At 57.7% G+C, this 14,649-nt stretch carries 16 protein-coding genes; 9 read left to right on the forward strand and 7 right to left on the reverse strand.

Annotated features, from left to right (window positions below; all coding sequences use genetic code 11):
- Window positions 1-103 precede the first annotated feature (103 nt).
- The 3 genes from upp (at window position 104) to hda (ending at window position 3,026) form a co-directional block, all read left to right on the forward strand.
- Entirely contained in the window at window positions 104-730 is a 627-nt protein-coding gene (gene upp, locus I6N93_RS05135; RefSeq protein WP_085687075.1) for a uracil phosphoribosyltransferase, read from the forward strand.
- Between the two features lie 167 nt (window positions 731-897).
- Window positions 898-2,187, forward strand: a complete 1,290-nt coding sequence (uraA, locus tag I6N93_RS05140; protein WP_085687074.1) for a uracil permease — start codon at window positions 898-900, stop codon at window positions 2,185-2,187.
- Between the two features lie 131 nt (window positions 2,188-2,318).
- Complete coding sequence (gene hda / locus I6N93_RS05145; RefSeq protein WP_085687073.1) at window positions 2,319-3,026, forward strand: DnaA inactivator Hda; 708 nt, start codon at window positions 2,319-2,321, stop codon at window positions 3,024-3,026.
- 6 nt (window positions 3,027-3,032) lie between these two features.
- Here the strand turns inward: hda and arsC are convergent, their stop codons facing one another.
- The 4 genes from arsC to I6N93_RS05165 all read right to left on the reverse strand — a co-directional run bounded on the left by arsC (window position 3,033) and on the right by I6N93_RS05165 (window position 6,105).
- Window positions 3,033-3,398, reverse strand: a complete 366-nt coding sequence (arsC, locus tag I6N93_RS05150; RefSeq protein ID WP_085687072.1) for an arsenate reductase (glutaredoxin) — start codon at window positions 3,396-3,398, stop codon at window positions 3,033-3,035.
- 19 nt (window positions 3,399-3,417) lie between these two features.
- On the reverse strand, window positions 3,418-4,881 hold the full coding sequence (gene bepA, locus I6N93_RS05155) for a beta-barrel assembly-enhancing protease (protein WP_085687071.1): 1,464 nt from the start codon (window positions 4,879-4,881) through the stop codon (window positions 3,418-3,420).
- A gap of 184 nt (window positions 4,882-5,065) precedes the next feature.
- Complete coding sequence (gene bcp / locus I6N93_RS05160) at window positions 5,066-5,533, reverse strand: thioredoxin-dependent thiol peroxidase (RefSeq protein ID WP_085687070.1); 468 nt, start codon at window positions 5,531-5,533, stop codon at window positions 5,066-5,068.
- A 2-nt stretch (window positions 5,534-5,535) separates the two neighbouring features.
- The gene (locus tag I6N93_RS05165; protein WP_085687069.1) at window positions 5,536-6,105 is read right to left on the reverse strand and encodes a glycine cleavage system transcriptional repressor; all 570 of its coding nucleotides are present in this window, start codon (window positions 6,103-6,105) and stop codon (window positions 5,536-5,538) included.
- A gap of 147 nt (window positions 6,106-6,252) precedes the next feature.
- On the opposite strand from I6N93_RS05165, the gene dapA reads away from it, so the two are divergent.
- From dapA to ypfH, 6 genes are all read left to right on the forward strand, one after another.
- Window positions 6,253-7,131: a 4-hydroxy-tetrahydrodipicolinate synthase gene (gene dapA, locus I6N93_RS05170; protein ID WP_085687068.1), complete on the forward strand. Its 879-nt coding sequence runs from the start codon at window positions 6,253-6,255 to the stop codon at window positions 7,129-7,131.
- A 16-nt stretch (window positions 7,132-7,147) separates the two neighbouring features.
- On the forward strand, window positions 7,148-8,188 hold the full coding sequence (gene bamC, locus I6N93_RS05175) for an outer membrane protein assembly factor BamC (RefSeq protein ID WP_085687067.1): 1,041 nt from the start codon (window positions 7,148-7,150) through the stop codon (window positions 8,186-8,188).
- A gap of 101 nt (window positions 8,189-8,289) precedes the next feature.
- The gene (gene purC / locus I6N93_RS05180; RefSeq protein WP_085687066.1) at window positions 8,290-9,003 is read left to right on the forward strand and encodes a phosphoribosylaminoimidazolesuccinocarboxamide synthase; all 714 of its coding nucleotides are present in this window, start codon (window positions 8,290-8,292) and stop codon (window positions 9,001-9,003) included.
- 162 nt (window positions 9,004-9,165) lie between these two features.
- Window positions 9,166-9,621: a DUF441 domain-containing protein gene (locus tag I6N93_RS05185; protein WP_085687141.1), complete on the forward strand. Its 456-nt coding sequence runs from the start codon at window positions 9,166-9,168 to the stop codon at window positions 9,619-9,621.
- A gap of 28 nt (window positions 9,622-9,649) precedes the next feature.
- Window positions 9,650-11,659, forward strand: a complete 2,010-nt coding sequence (locus I6N93_RS05190) for a tRNA(Met) cytidine acetyltransferase TmcA (RefSeq protein ID WP_085687139.1) — start codon at window positions 9,650-9,652, stop codon at window positions 11,657-11,659.
- Window positions 11,660-11,808: 149 nt separating this feature from the next.
- Window positions 11,809-12,492, forward strand: coding sequence for an esterase (gene ypfH / locus I6N93_RS05195; RefSeq protein WP_085687065.1), 684 nt, complete (start codon window positions 11,809-11,811; stop codon window positions 12,490-12,492).
- A gap of 143 nt (window positions 12,493-12,635) precedes the next feature.
- On the opposite strand, the gene I6N93_RS05200 is transcribed toward ypfH, so the two are convergent.
- From I6N93_RS05200 to dapE, 3 genes are read right to left on the reverse strand one after another with little or no spacing between them, the layout of a single operon-like run.
- On the reverse strand, window positions 12,636-12,848 hold the full coding sequence (locus I6N93_RS05200; RefSeq protein WP_085687064.1) for a YpfN family protein: 213 nt from the start codon (window positions 12,846-12,848) through the stop codon (window positions 12,636-12,638).
- A gap of 1 nt (window position 12,849) precedes the next feature.
- Entirely contained in the window at window positions 12,850-13,524 is a 675-nt protein-coding gene (locus I6N93_RS05205; protein ID WP_085687063.1) for a M15 family metallopeptidase, read from the reverse strand.
- Window positions 13,521-14,648, reverse strand: coding sequence for a succinyl-diaminopimelate desuccinylase (gene dapE / locus I6N93_RS05210; RefSeq protein WP_085687062.1), 1,128 nt, complete (start codon window positions 14,646-14,648; stop codon window positions 13,521-13,523). Before dapE ends, I6N93_RS05205 begins: the two co-directional genes overlap by 4 nt.
- Between the last annotated feature and the right edge of the window lies 1 nt (window position 14,649).

Below are 14,649 nucleotides of genomic sequence, written 5' to 3' on the forward strand. Positions count from 1 at the left end.
AGAACGGTTTGATCTGGATCAGCCGCAGCCGTATGTTCCCGCTGGCAAAAGCGGTATAATCCGGCGATTTTTTTGCCGTCCGTAGCCGAAGGGGAGAAGAAAAATGAAGATCGTAGAGGTTAAACACCCACTAGTCAGACACAAACTGGGCTTGTTGCGCGAGCAGGATATCAGCACCAAACGTTTTCGTGAGCTGGCGTCGGAAATCGGGAGCCTGCTGACGTATGTCGCCACGGCAGATTTGGTCATGGAGAAAGTTACCATCGAAGGGTGGTGCGGGCCGGTCGAAATCGACCAAATCAAGGGCAAAAAAATTACGGTTGTGCCGATTCTGCGCGCCGGTCTGGGTATGATGGAAGGGGTACTGGAAAATCTGCCCAGCGCGCGTATCAGCGTCGTGGGGATGTACCGCGACGAAGAAACGCTGGAGCCGGTGCCGTATTTCCAGAAACTTGCGTCCAGTATCGACGAGCGTATGGCGCTGGTGATTGACCCGATGCTGGCGACCGGCGGTTCCATGATCGCCACCATCGACCTGTTGAAGAAAGCCGGCTGCAAGCGTATCAAGCTGCTGGTACTGGTCGCGGCCCCGGAAGGGATCGCCGCGCTGGAGAAAGCCCATCCGGATGTTGAGCTGTATACCGCATCCATCGATCAGGGGCTGAACGAACATGGTTACATTATGCCGGGCCTGGGCGATGCCGGCGACAAGCTGTTCGGCACCAAATAAGCAGAGACGATGAGCCGGCTGAAGAGCCGGTTTTTTTTTGGCTTATTTTGCGGGAAGCCGTTCGCGCCGGTGAGTGAGCGAACGGTCGCCCGGAGAGACGTTGTGTTCAAGCGGATACAACCGCTCCGCTGATTGTTTTTCAACACCTGAGATAAAGGAATAACAAGATGACTCGTCGCGCCATCGGCGTTAGTGAACGGCCACCGTTGTTACAAACCCTCCCGTTAAGCCTGCAGCACCTGTTCGCCATGTTCGGCGCCACGGTGCTGGTTCCGATTCTGTTTAAAATTAATCCCGCCACCGTGCTGCTGTTCAACGGTATCGGCACGTTGATGTATCTGCTTATCTGCAAAGGAAAAATTCCCGCCTATCTGGGATCCAGCTTTGCTTTCATCTCGCCGGTGCTATTGTTGCTGCCTCTGGGCTATGAGCTGGCGTTGGGCGGATTCATTATTTGCGGCGTGTTGTTCTGTCTGGTGGCGTTGATTGTCAAAAAAGCCGGGACCGCGTGGCTGTCGGTCATGTTCCCTCCCGCGGGGATGGGCGCTATCGTGGCGGTAATCGGTCTCGAACTCGCCAGCGTGGCGGCCGGGATGGCGGGGCTGTTGCCTGCCGATGGCGCGAGCGTCGACACCAACGCCGTGATCGTCTCGCTGGCGACGCTGGCCGTCACCATTCTGGGATCGGTGATGTTTCGCGGCTTTCTGGCCATCATCCCTATCCTGGTCGGCGTATTGGCGGGTTACGCGCTATCCTTCTTTATGGGCATGGTGGATCTGACGCCGGTCGCACAGGCCCGCTGGTTTGCTCTGCCGACATTCTACACGCCGCGTTTTGAGTGGTTCGCCGTGCTGTCCATTCTTCCCGCCGCGCTGGTGGTGATAGCCGAACACATCGGACATCTGGTGGTGACAGCCAATATCGTCAAGAAAGATTTGATGCGCGATCCCGGACTGCATCGTTCACTGTTCGCCAATGGGATCTCCACCGTTTTTTCCGGCTGTTTCGGTTCCACGCCGAACACGACCTATGGCGAGAACATCGGCGTATTAGCGTTGACCAAGGTCTACAGCACCTGGGTTATTGGCGGAGCGGCGGTGCTGGCTATCCTGCTGTCCTGCGTCGGTAAGCTGGCGGCGGCCATCCAGGCGGTCCCCGGGCCGGTGATGGGCGGCGTATCGTTGTTGTTGTATGGGGTGATTGCTGCGTCAGGTATCCGGGTGCTGATCGAATCGAAAGTGAATTACGACAAGGCACAGAATCTGATCCTGACGGCGGTCATCCTGATCATCGGGGTCAGCGGGGCGAAAGTGCACCTCGGTGCGGTCGAACTAAAAGGAATGGCGCTGGCGACGGTGGTAGGGATTTGTCTGAGTTTGCTGTTCCGCGCGATTTCCCTGCTGCGCAAGGAAGAAGTCGTGCTTGATCCGGCAGTTGAGGAAGAGCGTTCCTATTAATGCCATGACGAATGTCGCCGCTGTCGTTAGCCGGCGACGGGGACCGGCCCCGGCGGCGGGTGTGCTGCCGGTTCAACAGGGGAAAGTTTCTGTGATAGACTTGCCCCGTTTCCCTGCCCGTTAGGTTTGAGGTGCTTCTGAACACGCCGGCACAGCTTTCATTACCGCTTTATTTACCGGATGACGAAACGTTCGACAGTTTCTATCCCGGAGAAAACGCTTCGCTGCTGGCGGCGCTTCATTCGGCATTGACTCAGCGGCACGGCAGCTACATCTATTTCTGGTCGCGCCACGGCGGAGGCCGGAGTCACCTGCTGCATGCGGCCTGCGCCGAACTTTCCCGCAAAGACGAAGCCGTCGGCTATGTGCCGCTGGATAAGCGCGCCTACTTTGTGCCTGAGGTGTTGGACGGAATGGAGCAGCTTGCGCTGGTCTGTATCGATAATATCGAGGCCATTGCGGGCGACGAAGAGTGGGAAATGGCGATGTTTAATCTCTACAACCGCATTCAGGAAGGCGGCCGCACGCGGCTGTTGATCACCGGCGATCGTCCGCCTCGCCAGCTTAACCTGCAGTTGCCCGACCTGGCGTCCCGGCTGGACTGGGGGCAAATCTACCGCTTACTGCCGCTGTCCGACGATGAAAAAGGTGAAGCCTTGCAGTTGCGGGCCCGACTGCGCGGATTCGAGCTGCCGGAAGACGTCAGCCGCTTCCTGCTGAAACGGCTGGACCGTGAAATGCGCACGTTGTTCGTGACGCTGGACCAGCTCGACCACGCCTCGATCGCAGCGCAGCGTAAGCTGACCATCCCCTTCGTTAAAGAAGCCCTTGATCTCTAACGCCGGCTATTTTTGCGGCAGGATTGCCAGTACGTTCTCCGGCGGACGTCCGAGTCGCGCCTGACCGTCGACTACGACAATAGGGCGCTCAATCAATTTGGGATGGGTCGCCATCGCCTCAATCAGCTGCGCGTCACTCAGCGTCTCGTCCGCCAGATTTAATTCCTTGTAGAGCGCTTCGTTGCGGCGCATGAGATCCCGTGCGTGGATAAAACCGAGCATTCGAAGAAGCTTGTCTAGCGTATCGCTATCGGGTGGGGCATCCATATAGGGGATGATCTGCGGTTCGATGCCCTGTTGTTGCAGCAGCGCCAGCGTTTCACGGCTCTTGGAACAGCGTGGGTTGTGATATATCGCCACTCGATCGTTCATTGCGTATGACCTTGTGTTATCAGGATTTGTCGTATTGCCGGAAGCGTTTTTGCAGCGTGCGCAACTGGTCGATGCGGGCATCGTAGCGCGCCTGATCCAGGCTGCCGAGCTTGCTCTGGGCGCTGGCGTTGCTCAACAGGCGGATGGCCTGATCGAGTTTGTCGTTCAGCGCCAGGTTCTCAGCGCGGGCCGCCAGTTCTTCGCTGCGATTGCCCTGGTTGGCCGCCGCATGGGCGAGAAGCTCCCAACCGTTGGGATCGCTGGGGTTCGCGTAGGTGTATTTATGCAGGAGACGGCTGGCGGCCGCGGCCTGATGGCCTTCCACATAAGCGTTCGCCAGATTAAGCTGCAGCACCGGATTGGCCTGCGCGCCTGGTGTTTTTTGTAGACGGGCGATGGCCTGCGGCGCCCGCTGCTGACCAATATCGATATCGGTCATTAAGTCCAGGAACCACGGGTCAGCGGGCGATTTGTCGAGCAGGGGCTGGAGCGCCGCGCGCGCGTTGTCGTATTTTTTGGTCTGGTAGGCCTGAATCGCCCGGCCATACTGTGCCGCTTCTCGCTCTCGTACATTGCCTTTCTCCCAGTTGCTCAGAAGCGTGGCGGCGACCGGATTGTCGTCCGATGAATACATCGTCAATACACGAATACGCGCTAACAGGAAATTCTGCGACGAATGGGCCGGTGTGGCTCGCATCTGGTTGGCACGGTTGCGGGAGTCGGACAGTCTACTTTCCGGCAAGGGGTGAGTGAGCAGCATTTCCGGCGGCGTGGTGGCATAACGCGTCTGATCGGCCAGACGCTGGAGGAAATTGGGCATTGCCTGCGGATTGAATCCCGCACGTTGCAGCACCTGGATGCCGATGCGGTCGGCCTCCTGTTCATTCGCCTGCGTAAAGCTGATCATACCTTGCTGCGCGCCCGCCAGCGTTCCGCTGAGCGCCGCCATCCCCATCTGCGGATTCGCCATCGCCAGTAGAATCGACCCCAGCGCGCCCGCCCAGGTCAGCGGCGCGCTGTTTTTCTGCGACTCGATAGCGCGCGCCAGATGGCGCAGGGTAACATGGGAGATTTCATGCGCCAGTACCGAGGCCAGCTCGCTCTCATTCTCCACATAGCGGAACAGGCCGGAGTGGATCACCACGTTGCCGCCGAAAAAGGCGAAGGCGTTGATTGCGTCATTATTGACCAGGAAGAAGTGAAACGGCGTCCGGACGGAGTCGGCAGAGTTGACCAGTCGGTTACCGAGCTGGTTGATGTACTGTAAAAGCAGGGGATCGTTGACCAGCGGCGCGCCTGAACGCAGCTTGCGCAGATAGAAATCCCCCATTTCCAGTTCCTGATTGATGCTCAGCGTAGCGCCTGCCGTCGTGCCGATATCCGGCAGACGATCCTGAACGTCGGCGCCGATGACGACCGGGCTGCCGGTAAGCAGCGTTGTCGCCAGCATCGCCATCACCGTCTGGTGAATTCGGTTAGCCATTGTGCGTACCACCTTGTAGACAGGGCGAAATCGTTATCATGGTTTTCATCTTAGCCAGAGGTCGCCTGCAAAGGAAATACCCGGCATAAAAAGACAGAGTGCATGAAAGCGCGGAAGGTGTGTGAAGGGAAAGCGGCCGGCACGAAGCGCGTGTGCCGGCGGGCATGCCGGGCTCTGGAAGCAATTATTCGCTCTTCAGATAGCTCAGCACGATGTCATGGTGATTGCTGGTTTTAAAATCGTCGAAGACTTTTTCCACTTTGCCTTCTGCGTCGATCAAGAAGCTGATGCGGTGGATGCCGTCATAGGTTTTCCCCATGAAGGTTTTCTCGCCCCAGACGCCGTATTGAGCGGCGACCTGATGGTCTTCGTCCGCCAGCAGCGTAAAGTTCAGCAGCTCTTTTTCCACGAAGCGGGACAGCTTTTCAGGTTTGTCCGTGCTGATGCCGAGGACTTCAACGCCATAGTTCTTCAGGTCGTCCATGTTGTCGCGCAGGCCGCAGGCTTGCACGGTGCAACCCGGCGTCATGGCTTTGGGATAGAAGTAAATCAACACCTTCTGTCCCTGGAAGTCGGTTAAGTTAACGGGTTCGCCATCCTGATCGGGCAGGCTGAATTTGGGTGCGATATCGCCGGCTTTCAGTGTGGTCATCACTACTCTCCATCTCTCTTTTCATGCTGTGGATAGTTCACCACGCTAATACTGCCCTGTGCTTGCAGTTCTGTACATAGCTGATGAAAGGCCGGCTCAATAATTGAACCGTCCAGCGTTGCCGGACTGTGCGCGGTGATCTGGATGTACAGCTTAGGCAGGGCGTCTCCGATGGCCGGCTGGGTTTTGGAAACCAGTTCGGCAATATTCATCTGGTGGGAGTCAAACAGGTCGGTAAAGCGCTCAATGATGTGGGGGGAGTCGACGACCTCAACCTTGACCCATACCGCGGCAGGCATAGGCGGACGTGCATGCGACTCCGTGCGTTTCATGACGATCAACAGTTCCAGCTCGGCGCCGACGATCGGCAGCGTGGACTCGATCCGGGCGATGGCGTTCCAACTGCCGGAAAGGAGCATGATAAAGGTGAACTCTTTGCCCAGCATGGCAAGACGGCTATCTTCGATGTTGCAGCCGCTGCTGCTGACATGACGCGTAATCGTGTTGACGATGCCGTTGCGATCGGCCCCCAGCGCGGTGATGACCAGATAGTGTTCTTGAGGGCTAGGCAAAATGGCGCTTCCTGTTCAATGTGTTGAGATCTACATGGTACACATAAAAAAAACCGGCTGCCAAGCGCAGACAACGGCGCTTGCGCGCTTGCTTTTGCATGGGCGTCAAAAGTACCATGAGGCACTTGTTTTTGGAGGGGATGGCCAATGTTTACGGGAAGCAGTGTTGCTCTGATTACACCGATGGACGCCAAAGGCGCGGTCGATCGTGCGGGTTTAAAAAAATTAATCGATTATCACGTCGCCAGCGGAACATCGACGATTGTTTCGGTAGGGACCACCGGAGAGTCTGCCACGCTGAGCCACGACGAGCATGCGGAAGTGGTGATGTTGACGCTGGATATGTGCGGCGGACGCATCCCGGTTATCGCCGGCACTGGCGCTAATTCCACGGCGGAAGCCATCTCCCTGACCCAACGTTTCAACGACAGCGGCATCGCGGGTTGTCTGACGGTAACGCCATACTACAACCGGCCGACTCAGGAAGGGCTGTTCCAGCACTTCAAAGCGATTGCTGAACATACCGACCTGCCTCAGATCCTCTATAATGTACCCTCCCGTACCGGCTGCGACCTGCTGCCGGAAACCGTTGCCCGTCTTGCCGCCATCAAAAATATTGTCGGAATTAAAGAAGCTACGGGGAACTTAAGCCGGGTGACTCAGATCCAAGCACTGGTCGATGACGGCTTCGTGCTGCTGAGCGGCAATGACGACATCGGTCTGGACTTCATGCAACTGGGCGGTCACGGCGTGATTTCCGTGACGGCGAACGTTGCCCCCCGTGAAATGGCGGAAATGTGCTCGCTGGCGGCGCAAGGCAACTTTATTGAAGCCCGTCGTCTTAACCAACGGCTGATGCCGCTTCATCAGAAACTGTTTGTAGAACCCAATCCGATTCCGGTGAAGTGGGCCTGTAAGGCATTGGGATTGATAGCGACCGATACGCTGCGTCTGCCGATGACGCCTCTGACTGAAAGCGGTCGTGAGGCGGTAGGGCAGGCGTTAAAGCAGTCTGGTCTGCTGTAATCGTTAGGGAGTTTGAATGAGTTCTTCATTGCAAAAGTCAATGGTGGCAACTGTGGTCGGCCTTTCGCTGATCGCGCTGCTGACAGCCTGTACCAACGATCAGCGCTATAAGCGTCAGGTCAACGGTGATGAGTCCTACCTGCAGACGCCGGAGCACCGTGCGCTGAACGTCCCATCCGGTATGATTCTGCCGTTGCAAAACGGCGACTACGATTTGCCGCCGATTAATCCAAACGGTCAGGTGGGCAAAAATCTGGATATTCGTCCGCCGATGCAGTCGCTGGCGCTGCTGAACGGCTCACGCGGTCAGGTGAGTGGAAATACCGCGACCCTGCTGCTGGAAAACAGCGCTCAGAATAGCCAGCTGTGGTCCCAGATCGTTCAGGTGATGCAGTCCAAAGGCTACACCATCGACAACCGTCAAGATGCCAGCCAGACGCTGACCACCGGTTGGATCAGCTGGAATTCCGAAGAAGAAAAAGAAGCGCCTTATCAGGCGCGCTATGAAGTGTCGTTGAAGCCTCAGGGTTATCAACTGGCGCTGGGCGTGAAGCTCCTCGCCCTGCAGCAGAACAATGCGTCGGTGGACGATGCCTTCCTGACGCAGCGCTATACGAGCCAGATGATAAACTCGTTGTCCGATGGCCTGGAGAAGGCGGTGTCCGCCCGTGAAAATGCGCAGTCTCATCGCGGAAGTCAGTCTCTGGATGTTCAGAGCGCCGCCGATGATGCCGGTCTGCCGTTGATCGTGGTGCGCGGAAGCTATGTTCAGGTCTGGGACCGTTTGCCGAAGGCGTTGGAAAATATCGGTATGACGGTGAACGATCGCAGCCGTCCTCAGGGCTCGGTCTCCGTGACCTATCGTTCGCCGGGCAGCGACCGCTGGGATGCGCTGGGTGCGAAAGATCCGCAGATGACGAACGGGGATTACAAGCTGCAGGTCGGCGACCTCGGCAACCGCAGCAGCCTGCAGTTCATCGACTCGAAAGGTCGTCCCCTCACCCAGTCGCAAAACGACGCGTTGGTGGCGGTGTTCCAGGCAGCGTTTAATCGATAAGTGTTCAGGGCCGGAAAATCCGGCCCTTTTTTATTCTATTGTCAACGCATTAATTATCACGGGCCATGCGCGGATGGCCCTCACTGTGTGGAGTAATAAAGATGCAAAAGCTAGCTGAGTTGTATCGCGGAAAAGCGAAAACGGTTTACACCACGGAAGATCCCGATCTGCTGGTGCTGCAATTTCGCAATGATACGTCAGCGTTAGATGGTCAGCGCATTGAGCAGTTTGATCGTAAAGGGCTGGTGAACAACAAATTCAACCATTTCATCATGAGCAAGCTGGAAGAAGCGGGTATCCCGACTCAGATGGAGCGTCTGCTGTCCGATACCGAAGTGCTGGTGAAAAAACTGGATATGGTGCCGGTCGAATGTGTGATCCGCAACCGTGCCGCGGGCTCGCTGGTAAAACGTCTCGGCATCACAGAAGGCGAAATTCTGAATCCGCCGCTGTTCGACCTGTTCCTGAAGAACGACGCCATGCATGACCCCATGGTCAACGAATCCTACTGTGAGACCTTTGGTTGGGTGAGCGAGAAGCATCTGACGCGCATGAAAGCGCTGAGCTATCAGGCAAATGACGTGCTCAGCAAGCTGTTCGACGATGCCGGGCTGATCCTGGTGGACTTCAAACTGGAGTTTGGTCTGTTCAAGGGCGAAGTGGTGCTGGGCGATGAGTTCTCGCCGGATGGCAGCCGTCTGTGGGACAAAAACACGCTGGATAAGATGGATAAAGACCGTTTCCGTCAGAGCCTGGGCGGTTTGATTGAAGCCTATGAAGAAGTTGCCCGCCGTATCGGCGTTTCTTTAGACTAAAAAAGCAAACGTTTTCGTTTCGCCGTCAGGAAGTGAAAAACCTGACGGCGCTCCCATCGCTCTACTGAATTACCACTCTGACTGAGATTGATCCCCGGTCCTATCATGATCGGTGGTATTATTGCCCGCCGTATTTTCTGCTTTTCCCCGCAAGGAATTTTCATGGCCTATCTAGACCCGACGCTATTGATTTTGCTGGCTCTGGCCGCGCTCGGCATCATCAGCCACAACATGACCGTGACGCTAGCCATTCTGGCGTTGCTGGCGGTACGTATCACGCCGTTGAACAACTACTTTCCCTGGGTGGAGAAATACGGTCTGACCGTCGGCGTACTGGTATTGACGATCGGCGTGATGGCCCCCATCGCCAGCGGAAAAATCAGCGCGGGTGACGTCATGCACTCGTTCCTGCACTGGAAATCGCTGCTGGCGGTGCTGATCGGCGTGATGGTTTCCTGGCTGGGCGGGCGCGGTGTTGCGCTGATGACAAACCAACCTTCCGTCGTGGCCGGGTTGCTGGTCGGCACGGTCATGGGCGTGGCGCTATTCCGCGGCGTACCGGTCGGACCGCTGATTGCGGCCGGGTTGCTGTCTTTGCTGGTCGGTAAAGGCGGCTGACGTTTTGTCGGAGACATCGATCCCCGCAATCGGCGCGCTTGTCGCCGCGCAATCGACGCTGTCGCAGGCGGGTATTCGCCGCGTGCTGGCGATCAGCGGCGATCGGGAATGGTGCATAAAACAGGCCCGGACATTGCGGCAGGCGCTGCCCGGCGACTGGCTATGGGTCGGCAACACGGTGTCGGAATCAGTGATGGCGCCGTCTCAACTGAAAGGGAAGCTGGGGCAGGAGTTCCTGCACGCCGTCTTTGACGCGCACGAGGGATTGGATGCCGAGGCGCTGGCGATTCTGGCGGGCACCCTCAAAGCCGGAAGTTGGCTGCTGCTGTTGGTTCCGGACTGGGAAGCCTGGCCCCACAGTCCGGATACGGACAGCCTACGCTGGAGTGAAAGTGCGGCACCTATCGCGACGCCCGCGTTCATCCGTCGTTTGCGTGAGGCCCTGCTGTCCGACGGCGAAGCCGTAGTTTGGCGTCAGTCGATGCCGTTGGCCATGACGCCGCTTCGCGCGCGGCCAGCCTGGCATGCGCCGGACGGCAGGCCCACGCCAAGGCAACTGGATATTTTGCAGCAGTTACGGGCCGCCCGGCATGCGGCCTATGTCATCACCGCTCCGCGAGGACGAGGGAAATCGACGGTCGCGGGTCTGTTCGCTCAGCAATGTCGCGAACGCTGTTGGGTGGTTGCGCCCTCCCGTGCGGCCAGCGATGTCTTGCTGCGTCAGTCGGGCGACGCGACATCGTTCTGGTCGCCAGATAGCCTGTTGGCGCACTGCCGTCAGCATAGCGGCGGCGCGGAGTGGCTGTTGATTGACGAGGCGGCGGCGATCCCATCTTCAGTCCTCAATGAAATGTTGTCCTATTTTCCCCATGTGCTCATGACTACCACCGTGCTGGGCTATGAAGGGACCGGACGCGGTTTCTGGCTTAAATTTTGTGCCGGACTGCCTGACTGTCAAATGCTGGAGCTCAGTGAACCGCTGCGCTGGGCTATCGACGACCCGCTGGAACGTTTGCTGGATCGCGTCATGCTGTTTCAAGCCGAAAATCGGCTGGAGCGGCAACGTTCAACGGCGCCTGTCACTTTGGTCAGCGACGAGCCGGCCGGGTGGACACGCTTTTCGGCTCGGCTGGAACAGTGTTACGGCCTACTGTGCAGCGCGCACTACCGAACGTCCCCGTTGGACCTGCGTCGCCTGCTGGATGCTCCGGGTATGCACCTTGTCACCGCCCGCAGCGATGAGAGCCTGTGCGGCGTCATTTGGTCGGTGGACGAAGGCGGATTAAACGCCGGGCTGGCCCGCGATGTGTGGGCCGGACGTCGGCGGCCGCGCGGCAATCTGGTTGCCCAGTCGCTGGCGGCTCACGGCAATTTGTGGACGGCGCCGCAACTGCGCTCACGGCGCATCAGCCGGATTGCCGTTCTGCCTTCGGCGAGACGAGAAGGTATCGGACAGGCGCTGGTGCGGGAGCAACAGCGGCAGAGCGAGCAAGAGGGCATGGACTTTCTGTCGGTCAGCTTCGGCTACGAGCCAGCGCTGTGGCGGTTCTGGCAGCACTGCGGCTTTTGTCTGGCGCGTATCGGCAGTCATATTGAAGCCAGCAGCGGCTGCTATAGCGCGATGGCGTTATTACCGCTGAGCGATGCCGGTAAGACGATGGCGCAAGAGGCAGCGCGACAGCTGGCACGCGACTGGCGCTGGCTGCGACGGGATATCGGGCTGATGCTGGATATTGAACTGGATGACGATAGCTCGTTGGATGAAGCCGACTGGCTCAACCTGTGCGGATTCGCTTTCGCCCATCGTTCTCCTCAGGCGAGCCTGGCCTCGCTATGCCGACTGCTGGCGCATACCTCGCTGGCGCTGCCCGCGCTAAGGCTGTGGCTGGATGAAGGCGCGCAGGAAAGTCAATGCGTCGAGCGGTTGGGTCTGAGCGGTAAAAAATCCTTGCTGCGCCGCTGGCGTGAAGAAACCGCAGAGGCTTTGTCTCACTGTGATAATGACGCTCTCCAACGCGCGCGGCAGTGGCTGGCCTAGTTTTTCTCTTCTCTTGAAATCACTGCGCACCGTTACGATGCCGTGCAGGAATATGCAATAACTCGTTCAATGAACCTCAATATTGGGCGATTGACGGCAGGCGTATAGTGACGCTATCGGCTCAGATATCAGTCCGCAGGAGAGAAAACATGAAACACGAATACGTTATGGTACAACAGCCTTCCGCTCCCCGGCAGTTATTCCTGCTGTTTCATGGCGTAGGGGACAACCCGGCGTCGATGGCCGAGATCGGCCGCTATTTCGCCGACGCATTCAAAGAAGCGCTGGTGATTAGCGTGGGCAGCCCGAAAAGTGAGAATGGCAGCCGCCGCTGGTTCTCGGTGCTGGATATTACCGAGGCGAATCGTCCCGATCGCATTCAGTGCGTCCTGCCGAGCTTTATTGAGACCATTCGCTGTTGGCAGGCGCAAAGCGGCATCCACGCGAGCCACACGGCATTGGTGGGTTTTTCGCAGGGTGGGATGATGATCCTGGAGGCCCTGAAGGCAGAAGCGCAATTGGCCGGACGCTCTGTAGTCTTCAGCGGCCGCTATGCTACGCTGCCTGAACGGCCTTTGTCGGATGATAGCGTGGTGCATTTACTGCACGGCGAGGAAGATCCGGTGATTTCAATCGAGCATGCGTCTCTGGCGGCACAGCGCCTGCAAACGCTGGGGGCGGACTTTACCCTGGATCGGGTGCCGGAGTTAGGGCACGCCATCGGTATGCGCATGATGGACTTCGCGTTAGATCGCCTGCGGTACTACATTCCCCGGCGATATTGGGACGAGGCGGTGCAGGGGAAATGCGGGGAGCTTATCGCCTTTCGTTGAGCGTTAGCGCGTTTTCCGCCGTAGATCTTAGGTCGTTTAGGTAGGACACGGAAGCGTCGGTCAAGGTTGGAGAGCGAGGCGCATTGCGGTCGGCTCTGCGCCTGTTGCGGCTGACGCGAAAGAAGGTCAAACAGGATGAAAAACTATTTTTCGTCCTGTTTTTTATCTTGTTGCTTATCTTTAGGCCAATCGTCTTCTCCATCCCACTGTGCATTGTTATCGCGGTGAGGCGGAAGCACCGGTTTGTCTTTCAGGAATCGCTTGTAGTCTACGCGACTTAACTCCTTGATCCCGTTAATTAACATTCCCACCAGTATCAGCAGAATGATCCACCAGTAATCAGCCAGCCATGCCATATTATGCCTCATCGACAGCGTGTATAAATCGGGTGAACAGCGTGGGAAGGTGCGGTTTCAGCCAGTCGTAACCCGCGATGTTTTCACCTTCCCAGGCGCCAAGAATAATTTCCGGCGACAGCAACGTCATGGCCTCACGAGCCAGCGGCAGATAGCTGATGTGCCAAGGCTCAATGGCGACGCCGCCTCTGTCATGGGCATAAGGACGATAAAAATCGTACTTCCGCATGTGCTCCGTCAGCCAGTCGTTCAGCTCGAAAAAGTAACCGCCGGATTCATATTCCCATGGCTCAAGCTGCAACGACTGCCCTGATGGCAGCCGGCCGGGATCGTATATGTCCAGATCGGTGCCCCAATGGTGGCGGCTTCCGCCCGGAAGCGCAGACCATCGTAGGATCGTCTCACAGCGTTCGGGAACCGCCATCGACAGGGCGTCAACCGGTTGGTTGTTATGGGATAACAGCGGTCGCTGTCCGGTAAATTTGCCGTTCCATATCAGCCGCTGGCGCTCAAAGTCGCGAAATGTACTGGCGGGCTGAAGATTAAATCCCGCCTGTCGCGCTTCCCGCTGCAACGCCTGAAAGGCGCGTACCGCTTCGGCCTGTAGACGATGCTGGCCCGTCAGCGTCATCAGATGCTGATGATGCTTTCCGGTCAGCATAGCAGGGGTGATCATGCGATCAGTCGCTCCATAATCCGTTGATACATACGGCTCAGCAGCTGTAAATCGGCTGCGTTGACGCACTCGTCCACTTTATGAATGGTGGCGTTCACAGGCCCCAGTTCCACCACCTGCGCACCCATACGGGAAATAAAGCGTCCGTCTGAGGTGCCGCCGGTCGTCAGCAACTGCGGGGTTAATTCGCTGTAGTGCTCGACCGCGTTAACTACGGCATCCACCAACGCGCCGCGAGCGGTCAGAAAGGGCTGACCTGATAACCTCCAGTCCAAAGTATAGTTCAGCTGATGCTGGTCCAGCAGCTCGGTGACGCGCTGTTTAATGGTGTCGTCCGTCAACTCGGTACTGAACCGGAAATTGAACTGCACCTGCAGTTCGCCGGGGATCACGTTATTGCTTCCCGTGCCGGCTTTAATATTGGCGATCTGCATACTGGTGGGCGGGAAGAATTCATTGCCTTCATCCCATACGGTGGAGGCCAGTTCGTTCAACGCGGGTAGCGCGCGGTGGACCGGATTGTCGGCCAGGTGCGGATAGGCGACATGTCCCTGGATACCGTGAATGCGCAGGTCGGCGGTAATCGAGCCGCGACGACCGTTCTTGACGACATCGCCAGCCCGCTCGGTGCTGGAGGGCTCACCCACCAGGCAGTAGTCCAGACGCTCCTGACGCGCCATCAGCGCTTCCACCACTTTGACGGTGCCGTGCGTCGCATCAGCCTCTTCGTCTGAGGTAATCAAAAAGGCGAGTCGGCCTTTATGTTGGGGATTCGCAGCGACGAAGCGCTCAGCGGCGACGACCATCGCCGCCAGCGATCCTTTCATATCAGCCGCGCCACGGCCATACAACATACCGTCGCTGATGGTGGGTTCGAAAGGCGGATGTTGCCACAAACTGGCTTCTCCGCTGGGAACCACGTCGGTGTGTCCGGCAAAGGCCAGCGTTTCGCCCGTTCCGCGCCAGGCCCAGAAGTTCTGCGTATCACCGAAATTCATTTTTTCGATGGTAAAGCCGATGGCCTCAAGGCGTTCGATCATGAGCGTTTGGCAGCCGGCGTCGTCCGGGCTGAGGGAAGGGCGTTTAATTAACTGCTGAGCGAGTTCGAGGACGGGGCAGGACACG

The organism is Lonsdalea populi, assembly GCF_015999465.1.
In the GTDB taxonomy this organism is placed as follows: Bacteria; Pseudomonadota; Gammaproteobacteria; order Enterobacterales; family Enterobacteriaceae; genus Lonsdalea; species Lonsdalea populi.

Excerpts from the sequence above, each read along its gene's own strand:
- bcp (WP_085687070.1), bottom strand. The coding sequence starts at position 5,533 with ATGACCACACTGAAAGCCGGCGATATCGCACCCAAATTCAGCCTGCCC.
- arsC (WP_085687072.1), bottom strand. The coding sequence starts at position 3,398 with ATGAACGATCGAGTGGCGATATATCACAACCCACGCTGTTCCAAGAGC.
- ypfH (WP_085687065.1), top strand. The coding sequence starts at position 11,809 with ATGAAACACGAATACGTTATGGTACAACAGCCTTCCGCTCCCCGGCAG.
- uraA (WP_085687074.1), top strand. The coding sequence starts at position 898 with ATGACTCGTCGCGCCATCGGCGTTAGTGAACGGCCACCGTTGTTACAA.
- I6N93_RS05185 (WP_085687141.1), top strand. The coding sequence starts at position 9,166 with ATGGCCTATCTAGACCCGACGCTATTGATTTTGCTGGCTCTGGCCGCG.
- upp (WP_085687075.1), top strand. The coding sequence starts at position 104 with ATGAAGATCGTAGAGGTTAAACACCCACTAGTCAGACACAAACTGGGC.
- I6N93_RS05205 (WP_085687063.1), bottom strand. The coding sequence starts at position 13,524 with ATGATCACCCCTGCTATGCTGACCGGAAAGCATCATCAGCATCTGATG.
- purC (WP_085687066.1), top strand. The coding sequence starts at position 8,290 with ATGCAAAAGCTAGCTGAGTTGTATCGCGGAAAAGCGAAAACGGTTTAC.
- dapA (WP_085687068.1), top strand. The coding sequence starts at position 6,253 with ATGTTTACGGGAAGCAGTGTTGCTCTGATTACACCGATGGACGCCAAA.
- bamC (WP_085687067.1), top strand. The coding sequence starts at position 7,148 with ATGAGTTCTTCATTGCAAAAGTCAATGGTGGCAACTGTGGTCGGCCTT.
- bepA (WP_085687071.1), bottom strand. The coding sequence starts at position 4,881 with ATGGCTAACCGAATTCACCAGACGGTGATGGCGATGCTGGCGACAACG.
- I6N93_RS05200 (WP_085687064.1), bottom strand. The coding sequence starts at position 12,848 with ATGGCATGGCTGGCTGATTACTGGTGGATCATTCTGCTGATACTGGTG.